Below are 23,136 nucleotides of genomic sequence, written 5' to 3'. Positions count from 1 at the left end.
CCGGAACGCAGTGACGTTCGAGGGCATCGTGTGCCGCTCAAAGCCCCAGGCACACGGCGCCAGCAGCGACGACAGCGCACACGGTCCAGCGTTTGGCGCTCATGTCTTCGCCCAGGAACACGCGCCCGATCAGCGCGGCGAACACCACGCTGGTTTCGCGCAGTGCCGACACGCCGCCCATGGCGCCCGATTGCATCGCCCAGATCACAATCCCATAGGCACCGATGGACACCAGTCCCCCGCCCAGCGATGAGCTTACCGAAAGCGGGTGGGTGCGGATCGGGTTCAACAGCGCGGCCCACCCGCGCTTGGCGATGAAGAGCAGTGGCATCGACCAATAGAACATGAACATCCAGGCGGTGTAAGCAAACGCCTGGCCGTTGGACTGACGCACACCAATGCCATCGATCACCGTGTACAGCGCGATGATCACACCTGTGCTGAGTGCCGCGAGCACATCGGCGCGGGACACGCGGCGGTCAAGCAACGCCAGCGCAAGAATACCGCCCGATATCATGACGATCCCGAGCACGTGCAGAGGGCTGACCGCCTCCTGAGCGAACAGCGCCGCGCCGAGGGTCACGAGCAAGGGCGATGACCCTCGCGCAATGGCATAGGCCACTGAGAGGTCGCTGCGGCCGTATGAACGAATGAGGCTGATGTTGTAGACGATGTGGACCAAGCCAGAGGCAACGATATACGGCCACGCCCCGGCGGCCGGCAGCGGCAGGTTCAGGGCGACCAGCGTGGAGACAATGGCGATGACGATGCTCATCCAGGCCATGGACAGGTGTCGGTCGCGGTTGCCATGCAGCAGGGCGTTCCAGCTGGCATGAAGGACGGCGGCAAGCAGGACAAAACCGCCAGTGACGCTGAGCATGGTGTTGTTTTCCAAAATTAGGGCAGAGGGGAGTGCTTCAAAATAGACATCGTCGGCCGACGCTGGCGTGATCAGCAAAATATCTATCTTGGTGGCCCCTGACAAACCAGATAAATTGGCGTTTCACATCAGACAGGCTATTGCGAATGAATCGGGTGTTGCCTCCCCTCAATGCGTTGCGTGCCTTCGAGGCGGCTGGCCGGTTGGGCAGCTTCAAGGACGCAGCGGCGGAACTGCATGTCACGCAAGGGGCGGTCAGCCAAAGCGTTCGTCTGCTTGAAGACTGGCTCGGCGCCGCGTTATTCGAACGGCACAACCGGCGAGTGGTGCTGACGCCTGCGGCCAGCGCGTATCTGGCGGATGTCGGGCCGCTGTTCGAGCAGTTGTCGCAGGCGACTGCGAGGTTCGGCTTCCCGGTCTCTGCGACGCGTACGCTGTCCGTGAATGCGTCCGCGACGTTCACACTGCGCTGGCTGGTGCCACGACTGGAAGGACTGCGTGCCCGGTATCCCGGCATTGAAGTTCAGGTAGAGACCTCCAACAGACCGGTGGAAAGTTTGCGGACGGCTTATGACGTCGTCATTCGCGGCGGACCGGACACGCTTTACGGTTATTCCACCCACGTGTTCCTGCGCGAGGAACGGGTGCCGGTGTGCAGCCCTGCGCTGTTGCAGCGTCTGCCGCTGCAAACACCCGAAGACCTGCGCCAACACACGTTGCTGCACACCTCAAGCCTTCCACGGCTCTGGTCGGACTGGCTGGCGAGCGCCCGGATTCCCACCTTGAAACCCGCTGCGGCCGTGGTCTTCGATCATTTCTACCTGACCTTGCAGGCGGCCATTGACGGCGTGGGTATCGCAATAGGGCCGGTTGCGCTGGTGTCCAGCGATCTGGAGGCCGGCCGGCTGGTCATTCCGTTTGCCCAGCCGCGGCTCAAATCCCGCAGTTATTGCGCTTACGTTCCGGCCGACAAAGCCGCAGACGAAACCATCTCGCTGTTTTGTGCATGGCTGCGGGAGGAGGGCAGCCTCAGCGGTCCGACACTGCGCTAGCGCTCACACTATGTGGATTGGGCGGGTGATGCCCGGTGAAGCGGCGTTCTGCTGCCGCGCACGCCTATCGGCCTGCATCGCCGCCTCAATGAACTCGATGAACGCGCGCACCTTGGCGTTCAATGCCGAGCGCTCGCTGACACAGGCGTAGATCTCCATGGGTTCAGGCTCCGCGCCAGCAGTACCGGCAGGGTCTGACTCGAACAGTGGCAACAGCCTGCCGCTGTCAATCAGCGGCTGAGCGATGAAGCTTGCCAGGCGCGCGATTCCGCCGCCGTTCAAGGCGATCTGCGCGAGGGTGTCGATGTCGTCGCAGATGAAGCCCGGCTGGAGTTTCGCTTCGAAGCGTTTGCCGTTGAGCCGAAAGCTCCACGGCAGGAAGCGTCCATCGGTGGGGTAGCGAAACACCAGGCACGCGTGGTGTTGAAGGTCTTCGGGCGTGAGGGGGATCCCTGCGCGCTCAAGGTACGACGGTGAGGCACAGAACACGAACGGGATCGAGGCAATGCGCCGGGCAATCAGTTGATCGTTCAGTTGTGCCTCGATGCGCAGGCTGACGTCGACACCTTCAAGCCTGTGGTCGACGCGCCGGTCAGTGCTGATCAACTCGATATCGATGCGTGGGTACAGTGCTTTGAACGCGGGCATCAGCGGCGCCAGCACGTAACGTCCGAAGGCGGAGGTGGTAGCGATGCACAGCGAACCTTGCGGGGCGGTCGCAACGGCCGCTGCCTGCGAGGCAAGGTCGATGTCGTGGGGGATGTGGCGCACCTTGTCGAAGTAACGCGCGCCGCTTTCAGTGAGCGCCATGCGGCGGGTCGTGCGCGACAGCAGACGTGCGCCCAGATGGGTTTCGAGCCGGGTGATGCTCTGGCTGACCGCGGCAGGGCTCATGCCCTTGGCACGTGCCGCTGAGGCAATACTGCCGTTCTCCACCACGCTGATGAACGTCTTGATCAATCCCAGTATGTCCATCGGCTCCTCCTGATCGATTCGTCGATTTTACTTAAGAGTCAATCAAGCGCAACCCGCCTACCAAGCGGGCGGGCAGCTTGTTAGGTTAGCCGCTCACGTTCTTTCACCCACCAGCAAGGACTTCACGATGGACGCCAGAACCCTGCGCGGTACCGCAAAATTTCGCTTCCCAAAAGCAATGGCCGCGTACGTCTTCGCGCTCTATATGGCCACGATCATGGCCTTTCTGATGTGCCTCGTCATCACGCTGACGGAGTTCGGCTTTGATGACCATTACATGAGAAACGTGATGAGTGCCTACCGCGTGGCGATGCCGTCAGCGTTCGTGTGCGTGCTTCTCGTGCGCCCGATCGTTGCCCGGCTTGTGGCGTGGACCGTGCGTTGTGAATGAAAGCGTAGGGCGAGGTGCGGTCAGCGAGGGACGCCTGCGCCGTGATATTCTTCGCGCCTTGCCAATCTTTCCAGTGGAACCACCGTGAAATTCATTCACCAGCGCGAACACCTCAACGAAGACGACATTGTGGTGATCGAAGCCTCCGGCATCTGCAACATTCGTCTGATGAGCGACGCCAATTTTCGCAGTTTCAAGAACGGTGGACGTCACACCTATCACGGCGGCGCGTTTGATACGTTTCCGGCGAAAATCGTGGTGCCGAGCAGCGGCTTCTGGAACATCACAATCGATACCGTGACCAAGCGGGCCATCAGCGTGACCCGAAAGCCTGACGTCAAACACTCGATCAAGATCGTCCGCCGGTCCAGCTCGTCCTTGCGCTGAGCGCCCGGACGCATCGCTATCCATCGTCGGCGTCGATAGTCAGCATCATGTCTTTCAAGTTCAGTTCTGGTGCCGGAACTGGACAATGGCCTGTATTGAAGCGCCTGCCAGCAGGGCAGCATTTTTTACAGGAGACCGCCGATGCGTCGTTTATTTTTTTCCGCTGTATTGATGATGTCCGGCTCGCTCTTGGCGGGCTGTGCGTCCGCGCCCAACGAGCCGACGCTGACCCTGGTCACCCAAAAGTCCCCCGAGCAGTTCACCGCCTGCGTGATGCCAAAACTGCAAGACAATGCACTGAGCCCCAGCCTGTCTCAGACCCAGCGGCATTATCGGATTGTGGTCTCAAGTTCCGTCGCCGCCGATAACGTCATCGAAGCCTACAAGGCCTCGAACGGCGGCAAGGTGTTTGTGTATGAACGCAGTCTGCTGAGTTCCGGGTTTGGGCGGGCGGCGAAAGACTGCGTTTGAGATCTGAGTGGGCTTTTGTCACACAGCTGTCACGTAACTGTCTGTGACCTGCCACATAAAACGAAAACATTCACTGGTATGATCGATGACTTTTTTTCACGGGTCATCTGTCTCATGCGTCGCGCAGTATTCAATCAAAAGGGAGGGGTGGGCAAATCCAGCATCGCCTGTAATCTGGCCGCTGTGAGCGCCGCCGAAGGGTATCGGACGCTGTTGATCGACCTCGATGCACAAGCCAACTCAACCCATTACCTGACCGGTCTCACGGGCGATGACATGCCCGTCGGCATCGCCGATTTTTTCAAGCAGACCCTGTCGTCGTCCTCTTCGGGCAAGAAGAACCGGGCCGAGATCAGCGAGACCCGCTACGACAACCTGTTTCTGATCGCCGCCAGCGCGGAGCTTTCCGATCTGCAGCCCAAGCTTGAATCCAAGTTCAAGATCAACAAGCTGCGTCGTTTGCTGGTTGAGCTGTCGGGGGATTACGAGCGGATCTATATCGACACGCCGCCCGCGCTGAATTTCTATTCCTACAGCGCCCTGATTGCCGCCGACCGGGTGCTGATCCCGTTCGATTGCGACAGCTTTTCCCGCCAGGCGCTGTACAACGTCATTGCGCAGGTCGCCGAGCTGCAGGCCGATCACAACGAATCCCTGACCGTCGAAGGCATTGTGGTCAATCAGTTCGTCAGCCGCGCCAGCCTGCATCAGAGCCTCATCGACGAATTGATCGCAGAAGGCCTGCCCGTGCTGTCGACCTACCTGAACAGTTCAGTGAAGATGCGCGAGTCCCATGAGGCGTCGGTGCCGCTGATTCACCTCGATGCACGGCACAAATTGACGTTGCAGTTCGTGGCGTTGCTGACCGAGCTGGAGCGGGCCGCCTGATCCTCGGCACTCGAAGTCATTTGGCGATCACCGGTTCTTTGGTTAGTCTGCCTGCATCTTCGTGTCGTCTTTCAACGGGAATTGCTTCGGGTGATCAAACCGGTAACGCTGCTTCGCCGTCGTTTTGCCTCCATGCGCTGGCGCACCCGCGTCACGCTTTGGGTAGCCGCCACGCTGGCCGGGCTGCTTGTCGTGATGTTTGCGCGGCTTGCCGACCTGGCGCTGGCGCAATTCGCCCAACAGACCAGCGAGCGGCCTTGGCTGCCGTTCATCTACACCCCGTTGGTCGGGATGCTGGTGGTGTGGCTGACCACCCGTTTCTTTGCCGGTGCGCAGGGCAGCGGGATCCCGCAGGTGATCGCGGCGACGCGGCTGGTCCATCAAGGGAAGCCGGTTAACACCTTGGTGTCACTGCGTATCGCCTTCGCCAAGATCAGCCTGGGAACGCTGGCACTCACTGGCGGTTTCTCCGCGGGACGCGAAGGGCCGTCGGTTCAGGTCGCGGCGTCGATCATGCATTTCTTTCATCGGTTTTTGCCGAATGCGCGAATCGTTCGTGTCGAGGACCTTATCCTCGCCGGTGGCGCTGCGGGCATTGCTGCGGCTTTCAATACGCCGCTGGCGGGCATCGCCTTCGCGGTAGAGGAACTGGGGCGCAAGCTGGAAACCCGCACCAGCGGCGTGCTGCTCAGCACCATCATTCTGTCCGGCATGGTGGCGATTGCCCTGCAGGGCAATTACAACTATTTCGGCCATTTCGGCGTTCAGGACATCAGCGTCGACATCGTCGTCCCCGCGTTGGCGATCGGCATCGGCTGCGGGTTATTGGGCGGGCTGTTCAGCCGGATGCTGTTGTGGCCGCAACGGCACCGACACTTTGTTTTATGGGAGTGGCGCCGCATGCATCCAGTCTGGTTCGCCGGCGCATGCGGGCTGATCGTTGCGATACTGGGTTGGGTCAGCGGCGGAATGTCGTTCGGCAGTGGCTACGGCATCACCTCGCAGGTCATCGCGTCTGAAGTCGGGCTGCCATGGCATGCGCCCGTGACCCGATTCCTCGCCACGGTCGTGACGTATTTCTCAGGCATTCCCGGCGGTATCTTCGCCCCGTCCCTGGCGGTGGGTGCCGCCGTCGGCAGCAATGCCGCCGAGCTGTTCCATCTTGCGCTTCAACCGACCATTGCCTTATGCATGGTCGGCTTTCTGGCGGCGGTCACTCAGTCGCCGATCACGTCAGCCATCATTGTGATGGAGATGATCGACAGCCACGGCATGGTGATCAGCCTCATGGCCGTTGCTTTGATTGCCAAGGCGGTGAGCTCGCGCATGGGGCCGGAGTTGTACCAGCAATTGGCGCGCGGGTTTCTGCAGGCGGCGCACACCGACACTGCACCACGCAAGACCGAGGGATGACCCGGTCGGGCGATGCAGTGCGCAGCGGGCCCGCTTAGACGCTGCCTTCGCTTTCCACCACCAGAATGCGCGCGACGCCCAGCGGGTGAGCGACGTGCGCGGTGCCGACCGATGCATAAAAGACATCACCGGTTTCAAGGATCGTCGACTGCTCGACACCGTTGTCCTTGAAGTGCATTTCCACACGGCCGTCCAGCACCGCAAAGACTTCCTGACCGTCGTTCACGTGCCACTTGTACGGTTGGTCGGTCCAGTGCAGCCGGGTAGTGATGCCGTTCATGTTGGCGATGTCGAGCGCAGCCCAGGCACGTTCGCCGGTGAAGGATTTACTGCGGATGATCTTCACGTTTCTACCTTCTCTTCAGTCGAGTCGACGGCACAGATAGGCCTGTGTCTGGTACGGAAAGGCGATGGTCTCTTGCCCGCGCAGCGCCGGATGCGTGCTGATCAGCTCGCGCAATTGGTCGGTGACGATGGCTTTGTCGGCGGGGGGCAGGGCAGCGATGAAGCTCACCGACAGAAACCGGTTCATGATCACGGTCTCGGCGCTGCCGGTGTGGGTGTACGGAAAGCAGGTCATCTCGGGCTGAGAAAACGAGGCCCCGTTGAAGGGTCGCCGCCAGTCACCGGTGTGAAAGCGCGGCGTGTCGCCTTCGTAGGGGGTGATGATGCGGGTGATTTCCGCGACCCAGTCGACTGATTCGTCCCGCACGTTCCAGATCAGCCCCAGACGACCACCGGGTTTGAGTACCCGGTGTATTTCCGAGAGCGCCGCCTCGTGGGCGAACCAGTGAAAGGCCTGAGCGCACACCAGAACATCGGCTTCGCCGTCGGCCAACGGCATGGACTGCGCGGTGCCTGGCAAAATCGTCGTGTCGGGCAGATGGGTGGAAAACTCCTGCCGCATGGCGTCGACCGGCTCGATGGCGATCAGGCGTTCGGAAAGAGGTTTGAGTAAACGGGTGAACTTGCCGGTTCCAGCGCCCAGATCAACGACCGTGGACGTGGACGTGATGCCGAGAGTGTCGCGTAACCACGAGCTGATTTCATTCGGGTAATCCGGCCGGCCTTGGGTGTACGTGCCCGCCTGCGTTGAAAACCCCACCTGAGCCGCTTTGTGAACAACTGTCATCGTCAGCCTTCCTCTGATTGGAAAATGGCCGGCGCATTATGCGCCAGATTCCAGCAGCCAGGCGCTCAATTTCAAACCTTCATTTGTGCCGGATTTGTCCACAGTCTTTGTCCCGTCGATGGCTATTTGGGACATGGCTTAACACTTAGCATTTGTTCTAACCGCAGAGCAAAAGAAACAAGCCAGTGGCTCACACGGGAACTGGAACGCGCTGTGTTACTTCCTCGACGACAAGGTGAATGAAATGAGTTTTTCAAAAATTGCGATGTATATAGTCATGGGCAGTGTGTGGGCGCCTGCGTTTGCAGACGACCATCAACCCGCTGAAACGGCCGGTAATATGGCGGTTGAAACCTACACTTACTCGACGCCTCTCGACATCCAGAAAGTGATTTCGGTAACCGATGTTTCCGACAAGTGCGGTGCAACGCCGGTGCGCATGACCTATCAGGATTCTCACGGTCAGCAGCACGTCATTGAGTACCAGGGCGTCGGTATTGCCTGCACCAACGGTTGATGGTCATGCGGGCGATGGAGGGTCGACACTCCATACTGTCGCTGACTGACCGACGCCCTGATCATCACCTTTTTCTTGCAGAACCCGCGACTTTCTCATCCGACGCCAGCAAAGCCGGAATGGCACTTTTAAGAAATTCCACCCAGGTCTTTATCTTTGCGTCCACGAACTTTCTCGACGGATAGATCGCAAACAGATTCAACTCCTCCAGATGATAATCCGGCAACACGCGCACCAACGTCCCCGCTCTAAGTCCCTCGACCGCCGACGCAATTGGCTGTATCCCGATACCCATTCCGTTCTTGATCGCGACCGTCATGCCATCGGCTGTATTGAGGTGGAGCGGAGAGGTGGGCACGTTGACCGTTTCCACCCCTTCAGGTCCATCGAATGTCCAGCTTTGCGCCGGCATGACCGTGTTTACGATCCGCAGGCAATCATGGTCGTGCAAGTCGTTGGGCGATTGCGGAATGCCGCGTTTACTCACGTAGGCCGGTGACGCGCACACGATGCTGTAGGTGATGCCCAGCCGTTGCGCCACGAATCCTGAGTCGGGCAGGTCCCGCGCCAGTACGATGGACATGTCGTAGCCTTCCTCGATCAGGTCGGGCACGCGGTTAGTCAGGTTCAAATCGAACCTGACCGACGGATGAATCTCTCTGTATCGGGCAATCGCACCGATGACGTAATGGTTGCCGATGGCCGACATGGCGTGAATTTTCAAACGCCCCGACGGCTTGACGTGTGCGGTTGCGGCTTCTTCGTCAGCGTCGCGCACTTCATCGAGGATCTTTTCGCAACGCTGCAGATAACGTGCGCCAGCTTCGGTCAACGCCAGACGACGCGTGGTGCGATTGATCAAGCGGGTCTGCAGTCTGGCCTCCAGACCCGAGACGGCCTTGGACACATTGGTGGTGGTCGTGTTGTGCAGGGCGGCGGCTGCGGTGAAGCTGCCACTTTGAGCGACGGCGATGAAAAAACGCATGGTCTGAAAGGTGTCCATCGTTTTTACCTTAAGGGAATGACAGGAAAGTCAGGAGCGCAGGAAGCGTTCGATGGCAAATCAAAGGTGCAAGGTTAGCTGCTGACGGGGCGCATCGATCGCGCTGAAGGGCACGTTTCCGGTCTGGGAAACGTGCCCGGTCACACGCGTTCAGTTCGCAGCGGTTGCCGTTTCGCGACGGTCAGCGCGTGGGTCGAAGACTCCCACTGAATTTCCACCCAGGGCGACGAACAGCCGCACGGTGTCGAGGTATTGCGCTGTCTTCACGCGGATCTGACCCAGTAACGCCTGTTCGTAGGCACGCTCGGCTTCGAGCACCTGCAGGAGGCTGTTTTCGCCTTGCGCATAAGCCTGCTGGTTGAGTTGCAAGCTGGTTTGTGCGGAACGCAACGCGTCGTTCTGAGCCTGGAATTGTTCGGCGTCATGGTTGATCGCCTGCAAGGTGTCGGCGACCTGGCCAAACGAGGTGATGACGGTCTGCTGATAACCGGCCAGCGTGGCTTTGTAGCCATCAACGGCCGCCTGACGCTCGGCTTGCAGTGTGCCGCCATTGAAGATCGGTGCCGTCAAGCCCGCCGCCAGACCCCAAAGGGCAGCACCGCCATTGCCCGAAGCCGACTGTGTCAGTGCGGCGGACAGTTCGACATGGGGGTACAGATTGGCGGTGGCGATACCGACTTCGGCGCTTGCCATGTGCAACTCGGATTCTGCCTGCCGTACATCAGGGCGATTGCGCGCGGTTTCCGAAGGCAGACTGACAGGGACGCTGGCGGGCAAGACGAACTCGGCAAACTCGAACGCTGGAGGCGTCCAGTCACCCGGGCCTTTGCCGGTCAGGATCGCCAATGCATGACGGGCGGCGTCACGTTGCTGGGCCAGTGGCGGCAGCAAGGTCTTGTCTTGAGCCAGCCGCGTTTCAGCGAGCGACACGTCGATCTGCGTGGTACTGCCGCTGGCGTGCGCCAAGCGCACGAGCTTCAGGTTCTTCTCGTCGTTGGCGAGCAGGTTCTGAACGGCGGTCATCTGGGCATTGGCAGAGGCGATCAGGATCGCCTGACTGGTCACGTCGCCGGTCAGTGTCAGGTACGCCGCTTCGTAACGATGCTTCTGCAGTTCGGCGAAAGCGGCCTGTTGTTCGACGCGACGCTTGTTACCGCCAAAGGCGTCCAGGTCGAAGCTGACCCGAGGGCCGATGGCATACGCGTTATCGACCGACGTTTGCGGGGCGTTGTGGGTCTTTTGACGGCCGCCTGACGCGGCGAAGTCCACTTGCGGATACAGCGCGCCTTCAGCCGCCGCGACAGACGAGGCCGCCTGGCGAATCGTGGCGTCGGCGGCGACCAGCTCAAGGTTGCCGTCGATGGCGCGGCGCACGACCTGATCGAGCGTCGGCGACTTGAAGGCCGTCCACCAGTTGCCGTTGACGGCCTGGCCCAGCTCGATGCGTTGTTCACCGACGGTGTCGCCGTTCTTGCCCAGGCGTTGTTCGGCTTGTTGATCGTAGTGTTGCGAGGTGGCAGGCGCGGGTGACTGGAAGTCAGGGCCGACGGTGCAGGCGCAGAGCAACATGAAGACGGACAGGGCACCGATCTTGAGGGTGAAAGGTGGTCTGTTGGCAGCAAAGGCAGTGAGGATCATTGGGCAGACTCCACGAACATTAGTTGGCCGGACCGGGCTTGCGAAGAAACACAACCAGCGGAATCACCACGACCATCGCCAGCATCAAAATCTTGAACTGGTCGACCACCGCGATGAAGGCCGCCTGGCCCGTGATCATTTCGTTGAGCGCCCCAACAGCTTGCAGGGGTGTCGACGCCGTCACGGAATGTACGGCGCTGCGATAGGGCGTCAGGTGACTGGCGAGCGCCAGGTGCATCGCTTGGGTGTTGTTGTAGAAACAGGCTTGCACGATCGCAATGCCGAGCGTGCTCCCGTACACCCGGGCCAGGTTGAACAACCCCGTGCCTTCCGGGCGAAATGTCGGGCTGAGCGTGCTGAACGCCATTTTGGTAATCGACGGCATCAACATGCCCATGCCGACGCCCTGCACGAACCCGGCGACGGCGACCGGCGTCCAGTCCATCAGCGGCGAGTAGCCCAACATCAGCCAGTTGGCATAGATCACCACGGCCACGCCGCTGGCGATGACCAGGCGGTTGTCGATGAGCGGGGGCATCCGCGTCATCAACAGGAACGTGCCGACCAGTCCGACACCGCGTGGAATGGTCATGCCGCCGGTGGTGATCGGTGGGTAGCCGAGGATCTCATCGAGCATGGGCGATGTCAGTGCCAGCGTCGGCAACAGCACGAAGCCGAAGGCGAAAAACAGGATCGTCGAGAGTACGTAGTTGCGGTCCTTGAACAGGTGCTTGCCCAGGAAATGCGTTTTGGCGGTCAGCACATGCGTGAAGAACAGATAAAAGGCCAGCGTCGAGGTCATGGCTTCGATCCAGATCTCGCGGGACTCGAACCACTCCATGCGCTCGCCGCGGTCAAGCAGCACCTGAAGCATGATCATCCCGACGGTGAAGGTGCCGTAGCCGAAAAAATCGAACGGAGGGGTCGTCGGCGCCTTCTTTCTTTCCAGCGAACACTGCGCCACCCCAACGATCACGGCGGCCACCGGGATGCTGCTATAGAACACCGTGTGCCAGCCGTGGTACTCCGCGATAAGCCCGCCGATGGCCGGCCCGCTGACGATGCCCAGTAACACCGCCGCGCCATATGGCACGCCGAACGTGGGTCGCTGCGCGGGCGGCAAGGTGTCCAGCGCGATGCTTAACGACAGTGGCGCGATGATCCCGGCTGCAACGCCCTGAATGATGCGCGCACCCATGAATTCCAGTGGCGTGGTGGTGCAGGTGGCGATCCACAGCCCGACGATGAACAGGATCAGCGCGGCCTGATACATCGTTTTCACCCCGAAACGCGCGGCCAGCCACGACGCCACCGGCATGGAGATCGCCGAGGCGGCCAGATACGACGTGAAGATCCAGCCAGCCTGATCGTCCGCCATCGAGGTGCTCGCCTGAATGAAGCGCAACACCGCATTGGGGATCGAAACGTTGACCGATTGAACGTAGGTCGCGAGCAGCGCTGCGTACCTCAAGGTGCGCAAGGCGCCTGCCGCAGGTGTTCCTGCAGCACCCGCGTTCATGAGTGGTTACCCGCGGTCAACAAGGTTTTGAATGGCATCCACCATGGGCTGCTGACACCGGTGTCGACGTTGACCGTGGCGCTGATGCCTGAATACAACGGGTGCTGATGGTCGATCTCGTCGAGCTCGAGGCGAACCGGAACCCGCTGAACCACCTTGACCCAGTTGCCGGTTGCGTTTTCCGGCGGCAGAAGGGCGAAGTCCGACCCCGCACCCGGACTCATGCTGATCACGTGGGCCTTGAAGACTTTGCCCGGGTAGGTGTCGATACGGACGTCGGCTGCCTGACCGGGCCGCATGTGGGTCACTTCGGTTTCGCGGAAGTTGGCTTCGATCCAGACGTGTTTGTCGGACAGCAAAGCGAACGCCGGCGTGCCGTTGCTGACGAAGTTGCCGACCTGCAGGTCGTCCACCTTGGCCACGATGCCGTCTTCCGGCGCATAGACCGTGGCGTAAGAGAGGTAGAGTTTCGCCTCGTCGAGTTGCGTCCTGGCTTCACGAACGCTCGGATGGCTGTCGATATCCACGTTTGGATTGCCGTTCAACGCAACGACGGTGTTGGCGATCTGTTGCTCGATGGACGCGATGCGTTGGCGGGATACCTTCAGATCGGTGTCCGCACGCTCAAAGATGGCGCGCGAGACAAACTCGGTCGCGACCAGGGCCTTTTTGCGGGCAAATTCCTTCTGGTCGAAATCCGCCTGCTCTTTGGCCGATTGCAGCTCGGCCTGTTGCTGACGGTAGCTGGCCTTGAGGCTGTCGATGCGCAAGCGCGCAACGCTCAGTTGGGCGTCTGCACGATCCACGGCGATCTGGAACGGCTCTGGGTTGATGCGATAGAGCATCTGGCCCTTGCGAACCCACTGGTTGTCTTCAACCGAGATTTCCACGACCTGTCCGGAAACCCGGGCGTTGATCGCGGTCTTGGCGATGCGGGCGTAGGCGTTGTCGGTCGAAACGAACGGCGCGCGGGCGGTGTAGTGAGCGATGCCGGCAACGGCCACGATCAGCGGGACGCCGATCATGAGCCACGGTCGCGCTTTTTCTCTGAAGGGCTTGCGCGCAGGTTTTGCGATTGCGCCGGGGCCTGGGTGTTCGGAAGATTGCATCGCTGAGTTATCGAACGGTTGAGTCATGATCGAATTCACCTGTTAACCGGGAAGTCGGACGGCAGCGCTGTTGCTGGCGGCCCTGTTGTCATTGATTGCTGTGAGGACTCACACCCGGTGGCACTGGCAAAGACGCGATTCCAGCCAACCTCTCTCACAACAAAGCCATAAGCGCGTGCGGTAGGGAGGGTTGCTCCACCGCACCTGTTTCGTCGCCGCAACGCTGGGTTCGGGTTGGGCCAAACAAACTCTGGACTCAGAAATTTATGGTTTCTGAATTTTGTGCGATGATGTAAGAATATAGCCACATCCGATGAGACTCAAGGATTTTATACGACATGGCACAAAATAAAGATGGAGGAGGAAAAGGCCGCGGCCGTCCTCGTGCGTATGACCCCGACGTGGCCCTGCAACAGGCGCTTGGGGTGTTCTGGAACACGGGCTATTCGGGATCCTCGCTGGACAGCATCGCCTCGGCGGCGGGCATGAACCGCCCGAGCCTGTACGCGGCGTTCGGCGACAAGCATGCGCTGTACATCAAGGCGCTGGAGCAATACTGGGACTTCGCTGCGGCCGACATGCACGAGGCGCTGACCCACCCGGACTTGACGTTGCCCGAAGCGTTGATGCGTTTTTACGAAGGGCAGTTGTCAATCTATTACTCAGGCGATGGCTTGCCCCGTGGGTGCTTCGCGATTGGCACGGCCACCGCTGAGGCGGTCGAAGATGCCGCGATTCGCGAGGTGCTGGCCGACCGCCTTGGCAGGCTCGATGCTGAGCTCGAAGTGCGACTGCGCACCGCTGTCGACGCGGGCGAATTGAGCCCGGATGTTGATCCCGCCGCACTGGCGGTACTGGCCTCGGCGATGCTGCACAGCATTTCAATTCGCGCCAGGGCCGGGAAGTCCCGGGATGACCTCACCGCACTGGCGCGTAATGCGGTCAACGTGATCTGTGGATGAGCGATTGCGGTGCGTCGGCCAGGTTAGGGAGGTTCGCGTGGCTGAATCACTGGAAGACATTGTCGCGAAAGACCTCGCCGTGATTTTCTGCGGCATCAATCCAGGCCTGCTCGCAGCGGCTCAAGGGCATCACTTTGCGGGCAGAGGCAACCGGTTCTGGCGCACGCTTCACCTGGCCGGTTTCACGCCGGGGGAAGTGCGTCCGGAAGACGATCGAACGATTCTGGATTACCGGTGCGGCTTGACCGCCGTGGTGGATCGGCCCACCGCGCGTGCCGATCAGTTATCACTGCTTGAGTTCGAGGCAGCCGCCGCTACGTTCGAAGAAAAAATTGCGCGCTCTGCGCCACGGTTTGTCGCCTTCCTCGGAAAAACCGCTTACGCGGCGCTGTCTGGCCAAAAGCACGTGAATTGGGGCCGGCAGGCGAGGCGCTTTGGTGATGCAGCGGTGTGGGTGCTGCCCAACCCGAGTGGCAGGAACCTTGCGTTTTCCCTCGAGCAATTGGTGCACGCTTACCGTGAGTTGCGGCTGGCCGCCGAACTGGGCGACCACGATTGCTGATGTCTGCCGTGATCAGTTCAACGCGGGCGTCGCCTGCATCGAGCGCAGCAAAGGTGCGTACTCGGCGTGGCTGACGGGGACGATGCCTGTCGCCTCCTGCGATTCGAGGAAGGTCGCCAGTCCAGCCTGATCGCTCAGCATCGCCGTGCGAATACGTTCTTTCAGCGCGCCGCAGAGTGTGCCGCTGAAGACGAAGGGGTCGTAGTAGATCGGCGAGGAGCGCCAGAGGACATTGAAGGTGTTGCGGTCGATCAAGCCCCGTTTCAGGTACTCATCGGCGCGCACGCTGGACACAAACGCGGCATCCGCTTTGCCCGCCAGCAACGCATCCAGCGATTTGTCGTGGGAGCCGGAATAGGCAATCGAGCCAAAAAAGCGCGCCAATGGCATGCCGACCGTTTCCGAGAACTCGGCGTTGGGAATGATGTTGCCCGATGTGCTGGCCGGGTCGGTCAGCACAACCCGTTTGCCACGAAGCGCCTGAACGTCGCTGGCGACCTCGCGGCGCACCAGCAGCAGTGCCTGGTAGTCATGCCCGGCGGGCGTGAAATAGCCGCGGCTGATGGTCAGGCTGGCGAACGGCTCGATGCGTGGATCGCGTTGATACGCAAGCAGGTACGAGGCGGGGCCGAGCCATGCGATGTCGACACCACCCGACACAATGGCATCGACCACGCTCTCGTAGGAGGACGACGGGACGATTTCCACTGCAATACCGGTCGCGCGGCTGAGCCGATCGATCAGCGGTTTCTGCTCCTTGAGCAGCTCGTCCATGCTCTTCTTGGGAATGACCGCGATACGCAGGCTCTGCTGCGTGCATTGTGCCTGGGCGTTGTCCGCCAGCAGTAAAGCGTTGAGCAGCATGACGCTTAGCATCAGGGTGAGGCGTTTCACTGCACGCATGTGGGTTCCGCATCCATGGAAGGCGCATCGATCAGGGTTGTCTGGGCAAACGGGGGATAGTCGCGCAGTTGTTCGGCCGATAACGGGCGGCTGAAGTGATAGCCCTGCGCGACATCGCAGCCTGCAAGCTTCAGGCACACCACTTGTTCACGGGTCTCGACACCCTCGGCGACCACCTGCAGGCCCAGGCGTTTGGCCAGAATGATGGTCGAGGAGACGATCGGGCTGTCGTCAGGGCTGTTGGACAAAGGCGCGATCAGCGTGCGGTCGATTTTCAGCTTGGTCAGCGGCAGGGATTGCAGGTGCGCGAAACCTGCGTAGCCCTTGCCGAAGTCGTCGAGGCTGATGTTCATCCCGGCCTCGCGCAGGCGGTGCAAGTGCTCGATGGCCTGACCTTCCTGATCGAGCAATGTGGTTTCGGTGATCTCCAGCTCCATCCAGTGCGGGGCAATGCCATGGCGCGCCAGTTTGCCCAGCACCCGGTCACTGAAATCGGCCTGGTGAAGCTGCATCGCCGAGACGTTGACCGCCAGGCGCAATTCCCGGCCTTGTGACAGCCAGAGTTCCAGGGTTTCGCAGGCGCGGCGCAGCACTTCCCAGCCCAGCTCGATGATGAAACCACTGCGCTCGGCCAAGGAAATGAACCGGTCCGGGTACAGCAGGCCGAACTCAGGGTGTTGCCAGCGCACGAGCGCTTCGTAGCCGTCCACCTGCATTGAATCGAGGCGGATTTGTGGCTGGTAATGCAGCACGAACTGACGCTCGTTCAAGGCGTTGCCGAAGGCCTGTTCGAGGATGAATTCCTCGACATCGGCCACGTTCAGAGACGGGTCGAAAAAACGGAACTGCCCGCGGCCGGCGCGCTTGGCCGAATACATGGCGGCGTCGGCGCTGCGAATCAGGTCCTCGACGTCCTGGCCGTCACGAGGACAGATGCTTACACCGACGCTCGGGCTGGTGGTGACTTCGTGATCGCCCAGGGAATAGATCGCTGACAATTTCTGTACCAGAGACCTGACCCAGGCGTCGATCTGTTCTTCGGTGCGTTCTCCGGCCAGCAGGACGACAAACTCGTCGCCGCCAAAACGCGCTGCTTCGTCATCCTGTTCGAGCATCCGGCTGATACGGCCGGCAACCGCTTGCAGCAACATGTCGCCGACCTTATGGCCCAGCGAGTCGTTGATTGATTTGAAGCGGTCCATGTCAATGAACAGGATCGCCATCAGGCGTCGTTTGCCACGTTGCCTGGAGAGGGTGCGTGCCGCCACCTCGAGGAACTGACGGCGGTTGTGCAGCCCGCTGAGGTGATCGGTGGCGGCGGCATGGCTGCTGCGACGATGTTCGTCTTCCAGGCGATCGATCAACTGCTGATTGACCTGCTGCGCCAGCTCCAGCGCATTGAACGCTTCCTGGCGTTTGCGCAGTACGCGCAGTGTCCAGAACAGGGTGCCGAGGATCAGCAGCGTCATGCACAGGTTCAGCCACAGTTGGCGCTGGTAGGTGAGTCGGGAGGAGGCCAGGATTTCGTCGGTGCTCTGGCTGACCACCACGCTGAAGCCCCGCTGTGGCACCCGCAGGTACATGCTCTGATAACCGCCGTTCACTGTGTGCTGGATGAGCATGCCGGTGACGTCGCCGCTGGCGGGCAGTTCGGGCGACATCAAGGCGCCGGACACCATCACGCCGCTGTTACTGATGCGCAGGCGTTCCTGGCCGCCGTTGTCGAGCAAGCGCATCATGCCGCTCTGGCCCAGGTCGATGTGCTCGAACAGCCCCGCGAGATATCCGACGTCCAGTTGCACCACCAGCACGCTGTCCATCTTGCCGGTTGACGAATTGACCAGCGGCAGCAGGAACGGCAGCCGCCAGTTAGGTGACAACACGTTGCCTGTCGACGGCAACGATCCCGGCAGCAGGGCCTTGAAGCCGTAATACTCGATGTGCTGCTGCAATTGTTTGAGCCATGCAGCCGGCAACTGATGAGGCTCATCAAGGTGGCTGGCGGACACCAGTTCGCCATCGCTGCCGTACAGGCTCATGCGTTTGAAGACCGGGTCTTCGGCGAGCATGCGCACCAGCCCGCGATGACGCTGGCCGAGGTCTTCTATGTCGCCTCGGGTGACGCGGCCGATGGCTTGGGCTCGGTCAACCAGTTGGCGCAGGTTCTCTGCAGCGATGGTGGCCAGGTTCAGGTGTTCGGCGGATTTGGCGGCCAGGGCTTCGCGGTGCGAGGTGGCTTTCTGCTGGAAATACAACGCCCACAGAAACACCAGCGTCGCGGCGCACAACGTCATGAGCAGCCACTGCAGAAAGCTGAGGGAAGAGAAAGATCGGCGGATCACTGCTTATATTCCTGCCGCGAGATGATGGCAGAATACTACTAGTTTGTTGCGGGTTCGTGACGATCCTGTGCCCGTCCTTTTCTCGCGCAGGCGGTTTCCACTGATAAGTTCTGTGCATCAATCGATGAAAACATAGCACTTATCGTTTCAAAGTGTGTCGATCAAACTCCCGGTCATAAAGCGCCGAAAGGCTCATTAACAAGATCGCTGGAGAACAATCATGCATGGCTCCCCCCATCCGCGGGCGACGTCCGCCACGTCCAAAGCCGGTGCCGTCTTTCGCGTCACCTCGGGCAACTTCCTCGAACAGTTCGACTTCTTTCTCTTCGGCTTCTACGCCACTCAGATCGCCTCAGCGTTCTTTCCCGCGTCCAGTGAATTCGCATCGTTGATGATGACGTTTGCCGTGTTCGGTGCCGGGTTCCTGATGCGTCCTTTGGGCGCGGTGATCCTTGGGGCTTACATTGATGACGTCGGGCGCCGCAAGGGGTTGATCGTCACCCTGTCCATCATGGCCAGCGGGACGTTGCTCATCGTGCTGGTGCCGGGTTATTCGAGTATCGGCTTATGGGCACCGGCGCTGGTGTTGGTGGGTCGCCTGCTGCAAGGCTTTTCCGCCGGTGCGGAGTTGGGTGGTGTGTCGGTGTACCTGGCCGAAATGGCCACGCCCGGACGCAAGGGCTTCTACACCAGTTGGCAGTCCGGCAGCCAGCAAGTGGCAATCGTGGTAGCGGCCGGGCTGGGGTTTGCGTTGAATCAATGGATGGCGCCTGCCGTCGTCGCGGATTGGGGATGGAGGATTCCCTTCGCCATCGGATGCCTGATCATCCCGTTCATTTTTGTGCTGCGCCGCAGCCTTCAGGAAACCGAAGAATTTGCTACCCGCACCCACCGGCCCACGATGAAGGAAGTCATCGCCACGCTGTTGCAGAACTGGCGCGTGGTCGTGGCCGGCATGCTGATGGTCGCGATGACCACCACTGCGTTCTACCTGATCACGGTGTATGCGCCGACCTTTGGCAAAACCGTACTGAATCTGAGCACGGCTGATGCGTTGCTGGTGACCTTGTTGGTGGGCGTGTCGAACTTCATCTGGCTGCCCATCGGCGGGGCCTTGAGTGATCGTTTCGGCCGCAAGCCGCTGCTGATTGCCATGACCGTGTTGACCATCGTCACGGCCTATCCTGCCTTGTCGTTCCTGGCCCAGGCACCCAGCTTTGGTCACATGCTCGAAGTGTTGCTGTGGTTTTCCTGCCTGTATGGGCTGTACAACGGCGCAATGATTCCTGCGCTCACCGAAATCATGCCGGTGGAGGTGCGTGTCGCGGGCTTCTCGCTGGCGTACAGCCTGGCAACCGCCGTTTTCGGAGGCTTCACGCCCGCCATTTCGACCTGGCTGATTCACCTCACCGGCGATAAGGCCGCGCCCGCTTACTGGATGACGTTCGCCGCCGCCTGCGCCCTGGGTGCAACGTTGATGCTGTACCGGAACCTCTCCGCTCGCCCTCAGTTGGCTGTCTGACCCACTGTCTGAAGTAAAAGGATTTGATATGAAAGCTTTGTTCAATGTTGTGGCTGCGCTGAGCCTTGGTTCGCTGCTGGCGAGCTCCTTTGCCCAGGCCGAAGAGCTCACCGTCATGACGTCCGGGGGCTTCACTGCCGCTTATAAATTGCTGGGCCCGCAATACGCGGCCGCCAGCGGCGACACGCTGGAGACTGTCCTCGGTCCATCGATGGGCAAGGCGCCGGAGGCCATTCCCAACCGGTTGGCGCGTGGCGAGCATGCCGACGTGGTGATCATGGTGGGTTATGCGCTGGATGAGCTCATCAAGCAGGGCAAGGTCGATCCCGCCTCGCGCGTTGAGCTTGCTGATTCGCGCATCGGAATGGTGGTCAAACAGGGTGCCGCCAAACCGGCCATCACCACCGATGCCGAGCTCAAGGACGTGCTGCTCAAAGCCAGGTCCGTGGCGTACTCCGACAGCGCCAGTGGCGTGTACATCGAGAATGAGCTGTTCAAAAAACTGGGTGTTCAGGATCAGGTCGGGCCGAAGGGCAAGATGATCGAGCGTATTCCGGTGGCGTCGGTGGTGGCCAAGGGGGATTACGAACTGGGCTTTCAACAGGTCGCCGAACTGTTGCCCGTACCGGGTGTGACCTTCGTCGGCAAAATTCCGGAGAATGTCCAGTCCGTGACACGTTTCGCCGCCGGCATCCCGCGAAATGCAGAACATCCGCAGCAGGCAAAAGCGTTGCTCGAATATCTGTCGTCAGCCAAGGCGCAGGCTCAAGTGCAGTCCACGGGCCTGGACTCAGTGCCCCGCTGAGCGAGCGGGCATCTGCCTGACCAGTTGTTCCAGCTCGATGGCCGCGGGTGTCAAGGTACGCCCGCGGCGTTTGATCAGCCCGACGTTGCGCAGCACTTCGGGCTCGATCAGCGGGACGCTCACCAGAATCGGGTGACCCGCTGCCGGCATCGCGATGGAGGGCACCGCCGCGACCCCCAGCCCGGCTTCGACCAGACCGATCATGGTGGTCACATGCCGCGTTTCACAGATGCTGGGCTTTTTGGCAGGCGAGCGCAGCAGCGCCTGATCCAGCACCATTCGGTTGCCTGAGGTCTTGTCCAGGCTGATGTAGTCATATTCGTACATCTCTTCCCAACTGACCTGTTCACGCTCGGCCAGGGGATGGTCGCGTCGGCAGGCGACCACGTAGCGTTCCTGCAGCAGCAATTCGAAATCGACTTCCGACGCCAGCGTGCCGCTGAAACTCACGCCGAAATCCGCTTCGCCCAAGGCCACGGCACTGTTGACCTCGTTGGCGCTGGCATCGAGCACCCTGACCTTGATCCTGGGGTACAACCGGTGAAACGCGCTGATCACTTGCGGCATGAAGTAGTAGGCAGCGGAGGGTACGCAGGCGATGGTCACATGCCCCATGCGCGTGGACGCAACCTCACTGATGCTCATCAGCGCGATGTCCAGGTCATCGAGCATGCGCTCGACCTGCGGCAGAAAAGCCAGCCCGACCGTGGTGAGGCTGACCTTGCGAGTCGTGCGCTCGAACAGTTTGACGTTGAGCGCTGATTCGAGCTTTTCGATACGTCGACTCAGCGCCGGCTGGGTGATCCTGATCGCGTCGGCGGCTTTGCGGAAGCTGCCGTTTTCAACCACCGCCCGAAAAGCCTGCAGGTCATTGAGGTCAAAATTGATACTCATGCATGACGCCTCGCAACCAGTCGGTGAACCATGAAACGGTGATCCGCCGAGAACAACCGCCTGAAGGTTAGCAGGACCGCGCAGACCGTGCCCAGCGCCGAGCCCGCGGCAATCAGGAACATGATCATGATCTGATAGCGGACGGCGCTTTCGGGGTTTTCGCCCGCCAGCACCTGACCGGTCATCATGCCGGGCAGGCTGACGATGCCGACCACGGTCATCTGGTTCAGCGTGGGCATCATGCCCGCGCGAACCGCTTGCCGGGCGGCCGATTGTGCCGCTTCCCAGCGGGTGCCGCCGAGAGCCAGGATCATTTCGATGGTGTTGCGGCCCGACATCAATTCCTGGGTCATGCGCTCCATGCCCAGCGACACCGCCGTCAGCGTGTTGCCCAGGATCATGCCGAGAATCGGGATCGCGTATTGAGGCTCGTACCAGGGTCGGATGCGGATGATCACGAACAACCCGATGGCCGCGACCAGCCATGAGCTGCTCCAGACCGACACCACGCTGTCGATCAACTGCCCGGCGTATGTGCGCTTGCCCCGACTGGCTGCAGAGAAGCCGGCGACCAGCGTCATCAGGCAAATCAGAGGCAGCACCACGTACCAGTCGGCATGGGCGAACACCCAGCCGAGCAGGTAACCGACTGCCAGCAATTGCACGATGGTACGCACCGAAGCCCACAACAATTGGCGCTCCAGCCCGAGCTTCAACATCAGCGACAACGCACCGTTTATGAGGATCAGCGCGGCGGCGATGGACAGGTCGGTGGCCGACAGATTCTCGTAATTCATGCTGCGTCTCCTGCGCCCAGCACGCCATTGTTCATCGTCAAGCGCCGGGTGCCCATGCGTCGGGCTTGCTCGGGGTCGTGGGAAATCCAGACATAAGCGCGCGAGCCGGCGCCTGCGTTGAACCAGTGCAGCACCAGTGATTCCACCGCTGCCGCCGATTGCGGGTCGAGCGCCGAGGTGGGTTCATCGAACAGCATCACCTGCGGCGCCAGTTGCAGCGTGCGCACCAATGCGACGATCTGCGCTTCGCCGCCCGAAAGGTCCGCGCCTGACTTGCTCAGAAACGAGGCGTCCTTACCGGCCTGCGCGAGCAGATCGGTTGCTCGTTCCAGGTTGAACCTGCGGCCCCGCAAGCTTTTCAGGGTAAAGGGAAACTGCAGGTTGTCGAGCACCGTGCCTTCGATCAACGCGGGGCGTTGCGACAGGTAAGACACGCACGTGCGGTACGCGGGAATGCTGTCATTGGAGAGCGGCGAGCGCTGCCACAGCAGTTCACCGCTGGAGGGTGCATCGAGCAAGGCCAGCGTGCGCAGGAACACACTTTTGCCCGATCCCGACGCGCCGGTGAGCGCGACTTGTGCGCCGGGCATCAAGGTGAAGTCGGTGGGTTTGAGAAGCTGATTGGCACCGCTCTGGTCCAGACGAGTCAACCGCCTGACTTCAAGCAAGGGCTCGGGCGATGGAGGGGGCGATGGCACATTCGGCGGCACGGTCGTTCCTTTGGGCGGGATGAAACGCCGTGCATTATTGCCCACTTTGCAATACCAGGCATCCAAGATGCATGAACCTCCGCATTCGTCGGAATGCCGCCTAGACCAAGCTCGCTCCCAAAGGTCATGCGTCCGCCGTAGATTCTGATAAAACCGCGATACCTGTAGTAGCAGTCCGAGGTTACGAGGGCCGCGAAGAGGCCGGTACAGTCAACACACTTCTGGCGGGTGATAGACCGCATTCGCCACCGTCGTAACCTCCTG

Annotated in this window: 24 protein-coding genes; 11 read left to right on the top strand and 13 right to left on the bottom strand. The window is 60.8% G+C overall.

All coding sequences use genetic code 11. From position 1 onward, the window contains the following. Window positions 1-37: 37 nt before the first annotated feature. Window positions 38-880, bottom strand: a complete 843-nt coding sequence (locus BLS87_RS17775; protein WP_074754460.1) for a DMT family transporter — start codon at window positions 878-880, stop codon at window positions 38-40. 146 nt (window positions 881-1,026) lie between these two features. On the opposite strand from BLS87_RS17775, the gene gcvA reads away from it, so the two are divergent. Then, the gene (gene gcvA / locus BLS87_RS17770) at window positions 1,027-1,932 is read left to right on the top strand and encodes a transcriptional regulator GcvA (RefSeq protein WP_074754008.1); all 906 of its coding nucleotides are present in this window, start codon (window positions 1,027-1,029) and stop codon (window positions 1,930-1,932) included. 3 nt (window positions 1,933-1,935) lie between these two features. On the opposite strand, the gene BLS87_RS17765 is transcribed toward gcvA, so the two are convergent. Then, entirely contained in the window at window positions 1,936-2,907 is a 972-nt protein-coding gene (locus BLS87_RS17765) for a LysR family transcriptional regulator (protein ID WP_074754006.1), read from the bottom strand. 127 nt (window positions 2,908-3,034) lie between these two features. Here BLS87_RS17765 and BLS87_RS17760 point away from each other — a divergent pair, with 127 nt between their 5' ends. From BLS87_RS17760 to BLS87_RS17740, 5 genes are all read left to right on the top strand, one after another. Further along, window positions 3,035-3,298 carry a DUF2798 domain-containing protein gene (locus BLS87_RS17760; protein WP_074754004.1) on the top strand — a complete coding sequence of 88 codons (264 nt, stop codon included), beginning with the start codon at window positions 3,035-3,037 and terminating at the stop codon, window positions 3,296-3,298. An 84-nt stretch (window positions 3,299-3,382) separates the two neighbouring features. Beyond that, window positions 3,383-3,685 carry a DUF1883 domain-containing protein gene (locus BLS87_RS17755; protein WP_074754002.1) on the top strand — a complete coding sequence of 101 codons (303 nt, stop codon included), beginning with the start codon at window positions 3,383-3,385 and terminating at the stop codon, window positions 3,683-3,685. A 141-nt stretch (window positions 3,686-3,826) separates the two neighbouring features. Further along, window positions 3,827-4,156, top strand: coding sequence for a hypothetical protein (locus BLS87_RS17750; protein WP_074754000.1), 330 nt, complete (start codon window positions 3,827-3,829; stop codon window positions 4,154-4,156). Between the two features lie 114 nt (window positions 4,157-4,270). Next, on the top strand, window positions 4,271-5,044 hold the full coding sequence (locus BLS87_RS17745; protein WP_074754458.1) for a ParA family protein: 774 nt from the start codon (window positions 4,271-4,273) through the stop codon (window positions 5,042-5,044). Window positions 5,045-5,134: 90 nt separating this feature from the next. Beyond that, entirely contained in the window at window positions 5,135-6,457 is a 1,323-nt protein-coding gene (locus tag BLS87_RS17740; protein ID WP_074753998.1) for a chloride channel protein, read from the top strand. A gap of 34 nt (window positions 6,458-6,491) precedes the next feature. On the opposite strand, the gene BLS87_RS17735 is transcribed toward BLS87_RS17740, so the two are convergent. Further along, window positions 6,492-6,803 (bottom strand): cupin domain-containing protein, encoded by a 312-nt coding sequence (locus BLS87_RS17735; protein WP_074753997.1) that lies wholly within the window; start codon window positions 6,801-6,803, stop codon window positions 6,492-6,494. A 15-nt stretch (window positions 6,804-6,818) separates the two neighbouring features. After that, a complete protein-coding gene (locus BLS87_RS17730) occupies window positions 6,819-7,589 on the bottom strand; it encodes a class I SAM-dependent methyltransferase (RefSeq protein WP_074753995.1) in 771 nt (256 codons plus the stop codon). Window positions 7,590-7,833: 244 nt separating this feature from the next. Between BLS87_RS17730 and BLS87_RS17725 the strand changes: the two genes are divergently transcribed. Beyond that, window positions 7,834-8,106 carry a DUF2790 domain-containing protein gene (locus tag BLS87_RS17725; protein ID WP_074753993.1) on the top strand — a complete coding sequence of 91 codons (273 nt, stop codon included), beginning with the start codon at window positions 7,834-7,836 and terminating at the stop codon, window positions 8,104-8,106. 64 nt (window positions 8,107-8,170) lie between these two features. Here BLS87_RS17725 and BLS87_RS17720 read toward each other — a convergent pair whose 3' ends face one another. The 4 genes from BLS87_RS17720 to BLS87_RS17705 all read right to left on the bottom strand — a co-directional run bounded on the left by BLS87_RS17720 (window position 8,171) and on the right by BLS87_RS17705 (window position 13,402). Beyond that, complete coding sequence (locus BLS87_RS17720; RefSeq protein ID WP_074753991.1) at window positions 8,171-9,109, bottom strand: LysR family transcriptional regulator; 939 nt, start codon at window positions 9,107-9,109, stop codon at window positions 8,171-8,173. Between the two features lie 150 nt (window positions 9,110-9,259). Continuing rightward, a complete protein-coding gene (locus BLS87_RS17715; protein WP_074753989.1) occupies window positions 9,260-10,747 on the bottom strand; it encodes an efflux transporter outer membrane subunit in 1,488 nt (495 codons plus the stop codon). A 19-nt stretch (window positions 10,748-10,766) separates the two neighbouring features. Beyond that, entirely contained in the window at window positions 10,767-12,266 is a 1,500-nt protein-coding gene (locus BLS87_RS17710) for an MFS transporter (protein WP_074753987.1), read from the bottom strand. After that, window positions 12,263-13,402, bottom strand: a complete 1,140-nt coding sequence (locus BLS87_RS17705; RefSeq protein ID WP_074753985.1) for an HlyD family secretion protein — start codon at window positions 13,400-13,402, stop codon at window positions 12,263-12,265. The genes BLS87_RS17710 and BLS87_RS17705 overlap by 4 nt, the downstream gene beginning before the upstream one ends. Before the next feature lie 311 nt (window positions 13,403-13,713). Between BLS87_RS17705 and BLS87_RS17700 the strand changes: the two genes are divergently transcribed. Both BLS87_RS17700 and mug read left to right on the top strand, forming a co-directional pair. After that, on the top strand, window positions 13,714-14,337 hold the full coding sequence (locus BLS87_RS17700) for a TetR/AcrR family transcriptional regulator (protein WP_074753983.1): 624 nt from the start codon (window positions 13,714-13,716) through the stop codon (window positions 14,335-14,337). A 37-nt stretch (window positions 14,338-14,374) separates the two neighbouring features. Next, window positions 14,375-14,899, top strand: coding sequence for a G/U mismatch-specific DNA glycosylase (gene mug, locus BLS87_RS17695; protein WP_074753981.1), 525 nt, complete (start codon window positions 14,375-14,377; stop codon window positions 14,897-14,899). A gap of 12 nt (window positions 14,900-14,911) precedes the next feature. On the opposite strand, the gene BLS87_RS17690 is transcribed toward mug, so the two are convergent. Then, a complete protein-coding gene (locus tag BLS87_RS17690) occupies window positions 14,912-15,802 on the bottom strand; it encodes a phosphate/phosphite/phosphonate ABC transporter substrate-binding protein (RefSeq protein WP_074753979.1) in 891 nt (296 codons plus the stop codon). Then, on the bottom strand, window positions 15,790-18,144 hold the full coding sequence (locus BLS87_RS17685; protein WP_074753977.1) for a bifunctional diguanylate cyclase/phosphodiesterase: 2,355 nt from the start codon (window positions 18,142-18,144) through the stop codon (window positions 15,790-15,792). The genes BLS87_RS17690 and BLS87_RS17685 overlap by 13 nt, the downstream gene beginning before the upstream one ends. 220 nt (window positions 18,145-18,364) lie before the next feature. On the opposite strand from BLS87_RS17685, the gene tcuC reads away from it, so the two are divergent. Together tcuC and BLS87_RS17675 are read left to right on the top strand one after the other, a co-directional pair. Next, window positions 18,365-19,666: an MFS transporter gene (gene tcuC, locus BLS87_RS17680; protein ID WP_074753975.1), complete on the top strand. Its 1,302-nt coding sequence runs from the start codon at window positions 18,365-18,367 to the stop codon at window positions 19,664-19,666. 28 nt (window positions 19,667-19,694) lie between these two features. Further along, window positions 19,695-20,471, top strand: coding sequence for a substrate-binding domain-containing protein (locus BLS87_RS17675; RefSeq protein ID WP_074753973.1), 777 nt, complete (start codon window positions 19,695-19,697; stop codon window positions 20,469-20,471). On the opposite strand, the gene BLS87_RS17670 is transcribed toward BLS87_RS17675, so the two are convergent. The 3 genes from BLS87_RS17670 to BLS87_RS17660 are packed head-to-tail and all read right to left on the bottom strand — an operon-like array spanning window position 20,457 to window position 22,872. Continuing rightward, the gene (locus tag BLS87_RS17670) at window positions 20,457-21,365 is read right to left on the bottom strand and encodes a LysR family transcriptional regulator (protein WP_074753971.1); all 909 of its coding nucleotides are present in this window, start codon (window positions 21,363-21,365) and stop codon (window positions 20,457-20,459) included. The two genes, BLS87_RS17675 and BLS87_RS17670, sit on opposite strands and share 15 nt — an antisense overlap. Next, on the bottom strand, window positions 21,362-22,162 hold the full coding sequence (locus tag BLS87_RS17665; protein WP_074753969.1) for an ABC transporter permease: 801 nt from the start codon (window positions 22,160-22,162) through the stop codon (window positions 21,362-21,364). The genes BLS87_RS17670 and BLS87_RS17665 overlap by 4 nt, the downstream gene beginning before the upstream one ends. Next, window positions 22,159-22,872: an ABC transporter ATP-binding protein gene (locus BLS87_RS17660; protein WP_244165856.1), complete on the bottom strand. Its 714-nt coding sequence runs from the start codon at window positions 22,870-22,872 to the stop codon at window positions 22,159-22,161. The genes BLS87_RS17665 and BLS87_RS17660 overlap by 4 nt, the downstream gene beginning before the upstream one ends. Window positions 22,873-23,136 lie beyond the last annotated feature (264 nt).

The organism is Pseudomonas abietaniphila (assembly GCF_900100795.1).
Classification (GTDB): domain Bacteria; phylum Pseudomonadota; class Gammaproteobacteria; order Pseudomonadales; family Pseudomonadaceae; genus Aquipseudomonas; species Aquipseudomonas abietaniphila.
The sequence above is the reverse complement of the archived record's forward strand: the minus strand, read 5'-3'. Positions and strand labels throughout refer to the sequence as shown.